Source organism: Bacillaceae bacterium S4-13-56, assembly GCA_040191315.1.
Taxonomy (GTDB): Bacteria; Bacillota; Bacilli; order Bacillales; family JAWJLM01; genus JAWJLM01.
The window spans coordinates 1-12,780 of sequence record JAWJLM010000101.1 but is presented as its reverse complement, the minus strand read 5'-3'; the positions used below and the strand labels follow the sequence as shown (position 1 = coordinate 12,780).

The following is a 12,780-nucleotide window of genomic DNA, read 5'->3' as shown; positions in this document are numbered from 1 at the left end:
AAAAGTTTTACAGGGTCTGTTTTCATACAAAAGTATATGATTTATAATAAAGTTATATGTCAGTTTTGTGAGGTGGATTATGTACGAACGATATTCTCGTCAAATTCTATTCCAACCTATAGGAAAAGAGGGGCAACAAAAACTTCTAACTAGTAGAGCTGCTGTGGTTGGAGTAGGTGCTCTAGGAACAGTAATAGCTAATCATCTCGTTCGGTCTGGTGTCGGATATGTGCGATTGATAGACCGCGATTTCGTAGAAACATCCAATCTTCAACGGCAAACTCTATTTGATGAAGAAGATGCAAATGAAAATTTACCAAAGGTAGTTGCAGCGACAAATAAACTTAAGAAAATCAATTCTGGAGTTCAGGTAGAAGGAATTATTTCTGATTTAAACCCTAACAATGCCGAGGACCTACTAAAAGACGTTGATGTTATTGTGGATGGTACGGACAATTTTGCTACACGATACTTAATTAATGATGTGGCTGTTAAACACCAGATACCATGGATTTATGGAGGTGCAGTAAGTTCACGGGGTATGTTTGCAGCCATACTGCCAAATGAGGGACCTTGTTACCGTTGTCTATTTCCAGATCCACCACAAGGGTTAGGCGAAACCTGTGATACGATTGGAGTTATCTCTCCCATTACAGATATTATTGGATCCTTTGAAGCGGCGGAGGCATTAAAAGTATTAGTTGGAGCTCCAACTAACCCAAATCTTGAGGAATTTGATATATGGAATAGTTCCTCTTTTCAAATGAACATCTCTAAGGGAAGAAATCCAGAATGCCCTGCTTGTGGAAAAAAACACTTTGAATTTTTGGACAATCAAACAGATCAGGAGACATACGCCTTTTTATGTGGACGTGATTCCATACAAATCAATAGCAACAAAAATACGAGTATGGACTTACAGGCCATGAAAGAAAGACTGTTAGGCAGTGGGAAAATAGAGTCTAACCCATTCCTTCTTCGTTTTTCTCCAAATGATGAGACAACGATGGTGTTCTTTAAAGATGGGCGCGTCTTAATTCAAGGTACAGACGATATAACAAAAGCAAAATCACTCTATTCCAGATATGTAGGGAATTAAAAAAAGCGCAAACGCCCTGAAGCTATAAGAAAAAGGTCTTGTAATAGTCCAGGACCTTTTTTTCACTGTTCCCTTTTCAGTTCAATCCTTTTTTTCATGAGAAGCTATCAATATTTTTCGTAACAAATAGCCAATTAATAAGCCGGGAAGAAGAAATGCCATCGGGGTAAAAACAGGTCCAATATTGACCCCAAAGATCGATACTTTTCTGAATATCATTAATCCAACGGTAACGGAATATGCTCCAAAAGCTAAAGGGAGGTACCCATATGGTTGTTCGATTTCATTAGCATCCCGATAAGCATCCCAAAGAGAAAACATGTACAAGCAAGGATAAAACATTAACCATTGATAATCTAGAACCAAGTCAGCATTTACAAATTCCCCATTAAATGAATATAATATGGCCATATTAAAATTACTTCTTACATTAATTACAAATTCTAAAAATAAGAATACAATTCCTTTAATAATCTTTTGGTTAATAAATTGGCCAAAGCCTGGTAAAGCAATACTCCAAAGTAAAGCTTCGTAATTCTTTCTCATGGTCCTCACTAGTTTCGGATGATAGAAACGAACGTTTCCATTATATTTTTTTGTTTAGTGATTATTTGTTGATCTACAGCCGTTTTTATACTATTTCTCATCCATATCCTCCTAAATCTAGTATGAATATATTATTTGTATAAATAAAAAAAATAAACCCTCCTACACGCTTTAAAATACGTTATTCTATAACAGGGCACAGCCTATTGTAGCAATAATTCTTTATCTCTTCCTCCCCCTGTTATATGATAGTTATGCTAGTGGAATTATTCTGTTGAAGAGGTGTGAAGTTTGAAAAAAATTAGGAAAGCTATAGATTATGCTACAAAAAAGCACCAAGGACAGATACGAAAAACCGATCAAATCCCCTACATTTCCCATCCCTTTGCCGTCGGAATGTTACTTTTACACGAGGGCTATAATGAAGATACAGTTGTTGCCGGACTATTGCATGATGTCGTAGAAGATACCGATGGTACACTAAAGGAAATTAGGGATTTATTTGGTCCTTATGTGGCAGAGTTAGTGGAGTATGCTTCTGAACCAGATAAAACTCTTCCATGGGAAGAAAGGAAGCAACACACCATTGAAACTATAAAAAATGCTCCTTTGGATGCCAAGCTAGTTGTATGCGCAGATAAAATCGACAACTTGTCTTCTGCCATTGAAAAGGAAAAGTTAATGGGGGAGGAGATGTGGGCTTCCTTTAAAAGAGGAAAAGAGAGTCAGAAATGGTATTACTCACAAGTGTATGTAAGCTTGCTTCATGGAATAGAAAAAGAAAAGATACCAAACCTATTTATAAAACTAGGCAAATTGTTAAACGATTTTTAAACAAATGGAGATGAACTAAATGAAAGAACAACTACTTAAGCGTTTTACTACATATATAAAAATGGATACACAATCTAATGAAGAAAGTACAACCACCCCTTCCACCCCAGGGCAATGGGACCTTCTTCATCATTTAGAGGAGGAATTGAAGGAAATTGGAATGCATGAAGTGGAATTAGATGAGAACGGATATTTATTCGCCACTCTTGCCTCTAATACGGATAAAGATGTTCCAACCATTGGTTTATTGGCACATGTTGATACCGCAACAGACTTTACTGGTAAAAATGTAAATCCTAGAGTTGTGGACAACTACGATGGGCAGGATATTCTTTTAAATGATGAACTAAATATTGTTCTTTCTCCTAAAGAGTTTCCTGAATTAAAAAACTATAAAGGACATACGTTGATAACAACTGACGGAACAACTTTATTAGGCGCCGATAATAAGGCTGGAGTTACCGAAATTATGACCGTAATGGATTACTTAATCCAGCATCCTGAAATTAGACATGGAAAGATAAGAGTAGCTTTCACTCCAGACGAGGAAATTGGAAAAGGTCCACACAAATTTAATGTAGAAAAGTTTAATGCTGATTTCGCCTATACAATTGATGGCGGACCATTAGGTGAATTAGAATATGAAAGCTTTAATGCTGCAGCCGCTAAGATTATTATCAAGGGGAATAATGTTCACCCAGGTACGGCCAAGGATAAAATGATTAACTCAATGAAAATTGCTATGAAACTTCATAGTAGCCTACCTGAACAAGAAGCACCGGAATATACTGATGGTTATGAAGGATTTTTTCACCTCCTTTCTTTCCATGGAGATGTGGAAGAGACTAAGTTATCCTATATTATTCGTGATCATGACCGGGAGAAGTTTGAGTCTAGAAAAGAATTATTACAAACGTTGGTCAAAGAATTTCAAAGTGAATATGGAAATGAACGGATCACCATGGATATGAATGACCAATATTTCAATATGGGCGAAAAAATTAAACCTGTGAAAGAGATTGTTGACGTTGCCTATGATGTGATGAAAAGCTTAGAAATTGAACCTATCGTAAAACCAATTCGCGGAGGGACAGATGGTTCTCAGCTTTCTTATATGGGTCTTCCAACACCAAATGTTTTTACTGGTGGAGAAAACTTTCATGGGAAATATGAATATATCTCTTTAGAAAACATGGAAAAAGCAGTTCAAGTAATTACAGGAATCCTGCAAGCATTTGAAGCAAGAAATTAAACATGTACCAGACGAAAAAAATCGTCTGGTTTTTTTTGTGCTAAATCATTGACACTTTATGGTGCGGAATATATACTTACTTACATAAAGTAATCTAGTTAATTAAATTTACTAAATGTCTTACTTGAAAGGGGTGGATCCATGACTTTTCATTCACGCCCAGCAACTTTTATTAGTCATGTGACACTTAAGGTGCAAGATTTAGATCGTGCCCTTCAGTTTTACCAAAATGTGATTGGGTTTAAAGTATTGAAAAAAACTGATTCGGAAGCTAAATTGACAGCTAATGGAACTAGTGCCCTTTTAACTCTTGTTCAACCTGATCCGATTTTTCCAAAAGAGAGGAAGCGAACCGGGTTATATCATTTGGCTATTTTGCTTCCTTCAAGAAAAGACCTTGCCAATTGGTTAAAGCACGCTTTAGAACACCAAACTCCTCTTCAGGGAGCATCAGACCATAGAGTAAGTGAAGCCATTTATCTTGCTGACCCAGATGGAAATGAAATTGAGATTTACCGTGATCGCCCTCCAGAAGACTGGCTGAAAAATGGAGAAGTTAGTATGGATACTCTACCTTTAAATGCCGAAGAATTGTTGACTCACGTTTCTATTGACGAATGGAATGGGCTACCTATAGAAACTGTCCTGGGACATATTCATTTACATGTTGATGATATTCCAAAAGCCCGTGATTTTTATGTAAATCTGTTAGGCTTTGATGTCGTCATGTCCTATGGATCACAAGCATTATTTTTGTCTACGAATCAATATCATCATCATGTCGGATTAAATACATGGAATGGGGTAGGTGTTCCCACCCCTAGTGAGAACAGTGTTGGTATGCAGGATTTTACGATTCAGTATCCATCAAAATCATCCCTTGGGGAAACAATTCAGAGGTTAGGTGAAAGAGTAGAAACTCTTTCAGGCGTAACCTACACCACTGATCCTGCAGGGAATCGTATCAAATTGGTTAGTGGGTAAATTTTATGATTTATCCCCCATCGGTTGTGGGTAAGTGTGCAATATAAAGGCGTATAAATATAAATTTTTATGAATATTAAGGAGGAATTAGAAAATGGCAATTTATCAATTAGACAATGTACACAGTGCGATTACTTTTTCAATTAAACATATGATGGTGGCAAAAGCAAAGGGTGAATTTACAGCGTTTGATGTCGATTTCAATGGCGATTTAAATGACCTTGAAAACTCTTCCGTAAAGGTAACTATCGATGCAGCTTCTGTAGACACAAATAGCGAAGATCGTGACAATCACCTACGTTCTGTAGACTTTTTTGATGTTGAAAATACTCCAAATATTACTTTCGTAAGCAAGTCTGTAAAGAAAGTTGATGATGGAGAATATGAAGTGACTGGTGACTTAACAATTCGCAAAGTAACCAAAACAGAAACTTTCAAAGTGGAGCACAATGGTACTGCAAAAAGCCCGATGGACGGCAGCACAATCACTGGTTTTGATGTAGAAGGAAAAATTAACCGTGAAGATTACGGTCTAACATGGAACGCAGCTTTAGAAACTGGTGGCGTATTAGTCGGAAAAGAAGTAAAGGTAACTGCAAACTTTGAACTTGTTGTAACTGAATAATTGATATTTCGAATGCAGACCCAACTTATAGGAGTTGGGTCTTTTTAATTGAGCATAGAATATAGAAAAACAAATTGACATTTATGAAATGATTGCATAAGATGTTCATATGAATACATGCTCATATATCGATAAAAAGGAATCTCTACTTAGGAGACGATAAAAAATGGATGACCATATTAAAGAAAATTCAGAGTCAAACGATTTAGATGAAGAAACTCTATTTGTTGTTTCTCAGACTTTCAAGGCCCTTGGAGATCCTACAAGAATACGCATTTTACATTTACTTTTCAATAGAGAGTATTCTGTGAATGAAATTGCAGAAACTCTAAAATTAAGACAATCAACCGTTTCACATCAATTACGTTTCTTGAAAAATTTAAGATTGGTCAAATATCGAAGAGAAGGAACAACTCTCTTTTATTCTCACGATGATGAGCATGTCATGATGATTCTTAAGCAAACTATTGATCATGCACTTCATCATTAATGGGTTAGGAGGAATTTAGAATGTCTGGTGGTCACGATCACAGCCATACACATGGAGCCAACAAGAAGGCTCTTCTGATTAGCTTTCTTATAACAACATGCTTTATGATTATAGAATTAATTGGAGGGTTATTAACCAATAGTTTAGCGCTTCTCTCCGATGCTGGTCATATGCTTAGTGACGCTATTTCGCTAGGAATTGGCCTTTTGGCATTTTCACTAGGGGAAAAAGCAGCTGACTATAGTAAAACCTTTGGATACAAACGTTTTGAAATTCTAGCCGCCGTTTTTAACGGGGTTACACTTGTTCTCATTGCCTTATATATATTTTATGAAGCCTATCACCGTTTCATCAATCCTCCCGAGGTAGCTTCAACGGGAATGCTAGTAATTGCGATCTTAGGATTAATTGTTAATATCACTGTAGCTTGGATTCTTTTGAGAGGAGACACAAAGGATAATTTAAATTTAAGAGCCGCTTTCCTTCATGTGCTTGGAGATATGCTAGGTTCAGTGGGTGCTATAATTGCTGCTCTACTTATTATGTTTTTGGGATGGGGATGGGCAGATCCTCTTGCCAGTGTCATTGTAGCTATCTTAGTCCTACTGAGTGGTTGGAGAGTCACGAAGGAATCCATTCATGTATTAATGGAGGGAACACCAAAAAATATTAATATGGAAGAAGTCATTGAAATAATTAAAAGTGTACCAAGTGTAATTGGACTTCATGACCTCCATATTTGGAGTATTACGAGTGGTCAAAATGCCCTATCCTGCCATGTTGTTCTTGATCAAAATGCAACTATTGAGGAAGGCCAAAGCATTTTAAGAGAAATCGAACATCAATTGGAGCATAAAAAAATAAGTCATGCGACTATTCAACTTGAAATAGGAGACCATCCCCATGAGGACACTATTATTTGTTGCATGCCTCAGGATGACAGTGGTGGACATCATCACCATCACTGATAAGGAGCTTTCACATGTTCAAAAAATTAAAAAGTTGGGCAAAAAGTTTAAAGCGCCAATTACTAATTCTCTACTTTGCTTATAAGGACCCAAGAGTTCCATGGTTCACGAAAACAGTTGTCTTATCTGTTGTAGCCTATGCCCTTAGTCCGATTGATTTTATTCCAGATTTCATACCCATCTTAGGCTATCTAGATGACGTTTTGTTATTACCTTTAGGAATTTGGCTATCCCTCAAACTGATTTCTAACGAGGTTCTAATGGACTGTAGGGCTAAAGCTAAACTTAATCAGGGAAAAGCGCTTCCCAAAAATTGGATCAGCGGTAGTTTGATTATTTTATTATGGATACTCATTATAATTACTCTCTTGTTTCTTATCTTTTAATCTATAAAACCTCCTATGTTACACTTGGGGTGAACTCTCGTGAGCATAGGAGGTTTATTTGTTGAACAAAAATAATTTATTAAAATTTTTATACAATCTAAATGTTGCCAAAGCAATAACCATTGTATCTGTTCTCACCATTCCTATTCTGATATTCTATTTAGACTTTCAAGTTAGTTATCCAATGGGAAAACAGTGGGGACAACTTGCCTTTATCTACTATTCTCTAGCCATTGTCTTGTATGCTTTTCTTTTTTCAATAAGTCATATGAAAAGAAGCCTTTTTCGAAAGAAACTAGTAACATTTACTCGAATTTTTATTCGTTTCCATGTGGCAATTGCTATTATAGGAACCCTATTTGTTCTTTTTCACGCTTCAACCATGCTATATCTATTGAACTCTATGAATGTAACAACCACAACAGGAATATTAACACTACTATCACTATGTGGCGTTCTTTTTACAGGGTATCTTCGCAAACTAACATCCTCTGGAAAACGGAGAAGATATCACCGATATTTTGCATTCCTCTTTTTCTTTTTCCTAATCATCCACCTTTTTGCATAGGTTAGTTTACAAGGAATTCATAAAGGGAAGTAAAGAAACTAACCAAAGAAAGTGAGCATGAGAGATACAGCCGTATTAGTTTATCTGATTAATACTGTCATTGGGATTGCTCAATTCATTTTAGGAATTAGAGTGATACTAAAACTATTAGACGCTAATCAGAGTACCCCTTTTGTTCAATGGGTGTATCAAACTAGTTCATCCTTACTTTATCCCTTTGAAGGAATTTTTCCTGCGCCAGCACTTGACGGAAGATTTGTTTTTTATTCCTTCTTCCCACTCTAATTTTCCTTTTCTTTAGTAGAAAGTTAATGACCTTTAGCAAAACAAAGCCTCCATAGACTAGGTATCATATGCTTGATCATTATTATTCATCTAATAGGAATTACTACTATTTATACGGCTGGAAAAGATCAATTCTCAGCTTATGACCTCTACTTTAAAACTAGCTATCCAATGAAATCATTAAAAAAAATTAGGGTTATTAACAACCATGAGAATAGATATGCAAAGATTACGCACCGGCTGGTCTCCCGTTATTGAGGCAGCTTCCCCTTATGAGGAAAATATGGATGTAGAGCTAGAAAACGAGAAGGATGAATCAAAAAACCAAACCACACCTCCTCTAGAAGAAAAAGAGGAGAACAAGGAAGAGCCTGTTATCATCGAATTTAACACACTACCTATAGATTTTGATCAGCTCATTGCTAACGAAACCAATGAAGACTTAAAGATGATGCATGAATATTTTAAAAGTGTTACTCCTACCCCTAAAAATGAATTTACAGGAGTATATGAAGGATATAATTTAATTCTTATTACAGCCGAAGGTTTTTCCTCTTATGCAGTTAATAAAGAAGTTACTCCTACACTTTATAAACTTGCTAATGAAGGATACAAGTTCACAAATTTTTATAACCCCCTTTGGGAGGTTAGCGCTTCTGATGGTTAGTATGTAGCCACCACAAGTCTTGTCCCCAGACACGGAGTGTGGAGTTTCTTTGAATCAGGGGACAATAATATACCTTTTGCCATGGGTAATCAATTAAACAAACTAGGCTACAAATCTATGGCCTATCATAATCATTCCTATAAATATTATAAGCGCCATATCTCTCATCTATGGGTTATGAGTATAAAGGAGTAGGTAATCGATTACATGTGAAAAAAACCTGGCCAGAGTCTGATTTGGAAATGATGGAGCTTTCCATTCCTGAATATATTGATGACCAACCATTTCATGCCTATTACATGACCGTTAGTGGACATATGCAATACAACTTTTTTGGTAACCAGATGGCGATGAAAAATAAAAAATACGTGGAGGATTTGCCATATTCTGATGCTAGTAAGACATACCTTGCCACACAAGTTGAATTGGACCGCGCGCTCGAATACTTGCTCAAAAAACTTGAGGAAAAGGGAATTGCTGATAAAACGTTCATCGCTTTAAGTGCTGACCACTATCCATATGGGTTAGAGAACGAGGTAATCGAGGAACTTTCCGGTAAAAAAGTTGACCAAAATTTCGATTTATATAAAAGTACATTTATTCTTTACACAAAGAATATGGATCCTATTACGATAGAAGATCCAACCTCGAGCTTAGATATATTACCCACTCTTTCAAACCTAATGGGACTGGATTATGATTCAAGATTACTTATAGGCCGAGATGTTATTTCGGAATCTGATCCACTTGTCTTCTTTTTAAACAAAAGTTTTATAACCGATACAAGGAAGGTATAACACTGAAACTCAAGAATTCGAAGGAGAAAATGTTACTCCAGCCTACATTAAACATATTTCAGCCATAGTGGATAGCAAATTTTATTACTCTGCAATAATATTAGATCATGATTATTATCAAATCATCACAAACTCACTAGACCAAAAATAATTGGTCTGGTTTTTTTGATCAAAATTTTTCAACCCTACCATAGACAAGAAATATTCCTCTTGGACTGCTCGCTGAGAAGCGTTAGGCTTAGTTCTTAGATAGGCTACCCAGTATACACCAGCAACAAATAGACTGCCTCACAGAAAAAAACAGACTATTGCTAAAACAAAAGTTTGAGGTGCTTTCTTTTTTCCTGACTCAACGGAATAAGAAGCAATTTGCTGTGAATATTCATATGTCCAAGTCCTTTCAATACTTTGTGAAATATTACACATATAAGTGTATGCTAACACCCTTCATCATGTTTGAACAAAAATTCATTAACATTCTTCTAATGTTTTTTAACATCATAAACTATTCTCAATTAGGTAATAGTAATACTTGAGGAAAATTATAAAAGGAGGTTTCAGTAATGGACAACACTAATGAATTTGTAGAAAAAATCCACGACAAACAACGAAAGGATCAAAAAAATAAGAAGCGACAAGGAAAAGGGGAACAAGGAGAAAAACTACCTGGAAACAACCAACGAAAATAGATCGTGCATATGGGAAAGAAGAGCTTAATCCAAGCTCTTCTTTTAGTGAACTACCCCCTCCTTTATACTAGGAGGCTCTTTAAAGCCCATCACTATTAAGGTAGATGTCAGTTTTTTATAAAAAGAAATTACCAAGCACCTCTCTATCCTTCTACTCTTTCATCCTCCACATTTGGTGAAGATTGTTTCACAAAGAACCCTAAGATTAACCCTATAAAGGATAATATCGTCACTACCATAAAAGCCATATTTATCCCATGAATATCCGCATGGTCAACGTTTGCCTGAGAAGCAGTGGTAGTCATAACTGTTACTAAAAGAGCTGTTCCTACTGATGCTGCAATTTGCCGCATAGTATTATCCATAGCTGCACCATGAGGGATTAGCCGTTTAGGAAGTTGGTTAAGTCCCGCGGTTGCCACTGGCATAATCACCATCGATAATCCAAACATACGAATCGTATACACAATCGTTATAAATTCAAAGGATGTCGTAGTATCAAGTGTTGTAAATGCAAAAGAAGAAATCGTCATGATCCCCATTCCAAAGATAGTTAACCATTTTGCTCCAATGCGATCAAAAATCCTTCCTGTAATTGGGGACATGAGAGCCGATACAATTGCTCCTGGAAGAAGTGCTAATCCTGAATCCAACGCAGAAAAATCACGCATATTCTGCATATACATAGGTATTAGAGTTTCCACCCCAATCAAGCCCATAAATGTTACCATACCAAGAAACACCGTTAAAGGAAAAATGGAAAAACGAAATACTCGAAACTCCAGCATTGGCTGTGTCAACCGTAATTGTCTCCCTACAAAAAAGACTAGGGAAACTATTCCAATGAATAATGAAAAGATCGTATGAATATCTAACCATCCAAAGTTTCCTGCACTTGTAAATCCAAATAATAATCCTCCAAATCCAAAAGAGGATAGAATAATGGAGGCAACATCTACCTTTGGCTTTGTGGTCTCTGTTACATTTTTTAGTGCAAATACGGCAATTAAAATATCGATCAAAGCTATTGGAAGAATGATAAAAAACAAAAGTCTCCAGCTATAGTGTGAGGTTACCCAACCTGATAAAGCAGGACCTATGGCAGGAGCAAATGAGATAACCAATCCAATTAACCCCATAGCGGAACCACGTTTGTTTACTGGAAAAATCATTAGAAACACAGTCTGCATTAGAGGTAACATAACTCCCGCACCACTAGATTGTATTACTCGGCCAAGAATTAATATTTCAAAGTTTGGCGCAATCCCTGCAACCATTGTTCCTACCGCAAAAACACTCATAGCTGTCAAAAAGATCTGTCGAGTAGTAAAACGTTCAATTAAAAAAGCACTGATGGGAATCATGATTCCATTTACAAGCATAAAAATGGTTGTTAACCATTGGGCAGTATTAGCTGTAATATTCATTTCCTTCATAATAGGAGGTATGGCTGTAATCATTAGAGTTTGATTCAAAATTGAAATAAACGCTCCTGCTAGGAGAAGAGCGACAATTGAAGTTTTGTTATAACCAGGTACCATCTTTTTTCTCTCTCCATTCTTTTATTCCATACTAATTCCTTCTTCTAATATTTATTTTCATTTTCATTATACTTATCATAGAATACATGTTTTTATAGTAATAGGCTATTAAATGAATTACATCATCTTAACCTTAAAAACGAAACCAGTACATAATTTAAATCGTACTAGAAATATTGATAAATAAGGAGTGATGGACCTGCGAATAACCATGAAGTGGATTACAAGTTATACGGAGATGACATGCAATTTGTTGAGGTGGAATTAAACCCATCGGAAACTGTCATCGCAGAAGCATGATGATGGATGACCAAATTCAAATGGGGATGGATCGAATCAAGGTTCAGGATTGGTAGGGAAGTTAATTGGTGCAGGAAAAAGAGTAATCACTGGTGAGAGTCTATTTATGACCGCCTTTTACAAATGAAGGAACGAGTAAGAAACATATATCCTTTGTCGCACCTTATCCTGGAAAGATTATTCCTATGGTTTTAAGTGAATTGGATGGAAAAATCATTTGTCAGAAAGAAGCGTTTCTTGCAGCCGCGAAAGGCGTTGCGGTAGGTATAGAATTCCAACGAAAAATTGGAACTGGCTTTTTTGGTGGAGAAGGCTTTATTATGCAAAAACTTGAGGGAGACGGAATGGCATTTGTTCATGCTGGAGGAACTATTCACCAAAGAAATTTACAACCTGGTGAAGTTCTACATGTCGATACGGGGTGTTTAGTTGGCATGACAGGTAATGTGGATTATAACATTGAGTTTATCGGAAAAATTATTTGGTGGGGAAGGATTATATTTCGCTACTTTAAGAGTACCAGGGACCGTTTGGGTTCAATCACTACCATTTAGTCCTCTGGCTAGCCGAGTGTTTGCTGCTATGCCAAAAAATGGAGGATCTAAAGGTGAAGGAAGTATTCCCAATGGAATATTTGATCTATTGGGTGGAGATCGTTAAAGTAGAAGACCCCTTGCTCTAACTTGGGAGCAAGGGGTCTTTTTATTTATGCTGTTACCTTGTTGTCTTTTTGATAGAACTTGCGGATG

General features: G+C 36.4%; 15 protein-coding genes and 1 pseudogene. 14 read left to right on the top strand and 2 right to left on the bottom strand.

What is annotated here, in order from left to right:
• The first annotated feature begins 79 nt into the window (after positions 1-79).
• Positions 80-1,099 carry a ThiF family adenylyltransferase gene (locus RZN25_16875; protein ID MEQ6378487.1) on the top strand — a complete coding sequence of 340 codons (1,020 nt, stop codon included), beginning with the start codon at positions 80-82 and terminating at the stop codon, positions 1,097-1,099.
• Positions 1,100-1,180: 81 nt separating this feature from the next.
• Here the strand turns inward: RZN25_16875 and RZN25_16870 are convergent, their stop codons facing one another.
• On the bottom strand, positions 1,181-1,645 hold the full coding sequence (locus tag RZN25_16870) for a hypothetical protein (protein MEQ6378486.1): 465 nt from the start codon (positions 1,643-1,645) through the stop codon (positions 1,181-1,183).
• Between the two features lie 291 nt (positions 1,646-1,936).
• Here RZN25_16870 and RZN25_16865 point away from each other — a divergent pair, with 291 nt between their 5' ends.
• The 12 genes from RZN25_16865 (at position 1,937) to RZN25_16810 (ending at position 10,190) form a co-directional block, all read left to right on the top strand.
• On the top strand, positions 1,937-2,479 hold the full coding sequence (locus RZN25_16865) for an HD domain-containing protein (GenBank protein MEQ6378485.1): 543 nt from the start codon (positions 1,937-1,939) through the stop codon (positions 2,477-2,479).
• 19 nt (positions 2,480-2,498) lie between these two features.
• Positions 2,499-3,731, top strand: a complete 1,233-nt coding sequence (pepT, locus tag RZN25_16860) for a peptidase T (GenBank protein MEQ6378484.1) — start codon at positions 2,499-2,501, stop codon at positions 3,729-3,731.
• Positions 3,732-3,872: 141 nt separating this feature from the next.
• Positions 3,873-4,715: a VOC family protein gene (locus tag RZN25_16855; GenBank protein MEQ6378483.1), complete on the top strand. Its 843-nt coding sequence runs from the start codon at positions 3,873-3,875 to the stop codon at positions 4,713-4,715.
• A 94-nt stretch (positions 4,716-4,809) separates the two neighbouring features.
• Positions 4,810-5,340: a YceI family protein gene (locus RZN25_16850; protein MEQ6378482.1), complete on the top strand. Its 531-nt coding sequence runs from the start codon at positions 4,810-4,812 to the stop codon at positions 5,338-5,340.
• A 166-nt stretch (positions 5,341-5,506) separates the two neighbouring features.
• Positions 5,507-5,830, top strand: a complete 324-nt coding sequence (locus RZN25_16845; protein ID MEQ6378481.1) for a metalloregulator ArsR/SmtB family transcription factor — start codon at positions 5,507-5,509, stop codon at positions 5,828-5,830.
• Between the two features lie 20 nt (positions 5,831-5,850).
• Entirely contained in the window at positions 5,851-6,798 is a 948-nt protein-coding gene (locus tag RZN25_16840; GenBank protein ID MEQ6378480.1) for a cation diffusion facilitator family transporter, read from the top strand.
• Positions 6,799-6,812: 14 nt separating this feature from the next.
• Positions 6,813-7,184: a YkvA family protein gene (locus RZN25_16835; GenBank protein ID MEQ6378479.1), complete on the top strand. Its 372-nt coding sequence runs from the start codon at positions 6,813-6,815 to the stop codon at positions 7,182-7,184.
• 61 nt (positions 7,185-7,245) lie between these two features.
• Positions 7,246-7,752 carry a hypothetical protein gene (locus tag RZN25_16830; protein ID MEQ6378478.1) on the top strand — a complete coding sequence of 169 codons (507 nt, stop codon included), beginning with the start codon at positions 7,246-7,248 and terminating at the stop codon, positions 7,750-7,752.
• A gap of 57 nt (positions 7,753-7,809) precedes the next feature.
• The gene (locus RZN25_16825) at positions 7,810-8,037 is read left to right on the top strand and encodes a YggT family protein (GenBank protein MEQ6378477.1); all 228 of its coding nucleotides are present in this window, start codon (positions 7,810-7,812) and stop codon (positions 8,035-8,037) included.
• A gap of 220 nt (positions 8,038-8,257) precedes the next feature.
• Positions 8,258-8,704, top strand: coding sequence for a hypothetical protein (locus RZN25_16820; GenBank protein ID MEQ6378476.1), 447 nt, complete (start codon positions 8,258-8,260; stop codon positions 8,702-8,704).
• A 209-nt stretch (positions 8,705-8,913) separates the two neighbouring features.
• Entirely contained in the window at positions 8,914-9,501 is a 588-nt protein-coding gene (locus tag RZN25_16815; protein MEQ6378475.1) for a sulfatase-like hydrolase/transferase, read from the top strand.
• Positions 9,502-10,064: 563 nt separating this feature from the next.
• On the top strand, positions 10,065-10,190 hold the full coding sequence (locus RZN25_16810) for a DUF4023 domain-containing protein (protein MEQ6378474.1): 126 nt from the start codon (positions 10,065-10,067) through the stop codon (positions 10,188-10,190).
• A 143-nt stretch (positions 10,191-10,333) separates the two neighbouring features.
• On the opposite strand, the gene RZN25_16805 is transcribed toward RZN25_16810, so the two are convergent.
• Positions 10,334-11,731 carry an MDR family MFS transporter gene (locus RZN25_16805; protein MEQ6378473.1) on the bottom strand — a complete coding sequence of 466 codons (1,398 nt, stop codon included), beginning with the start codon at positions 11,729-11,731 and terminating at the stop codon, positions 10,334-10,336.
• A 243-nt stretch (positions 11,732-11,974) separates the two neighbouring features.
• Between RZN25_16805 and RZN25_16800 the strand changes: the two are divergent.
• Positions 11,975-12,691, top strand: a pseudogene (locus RZN25_16800) (AIM24 family protein).
• Positions 12,692-12,780: the final 89 nt, after the last annotated feature.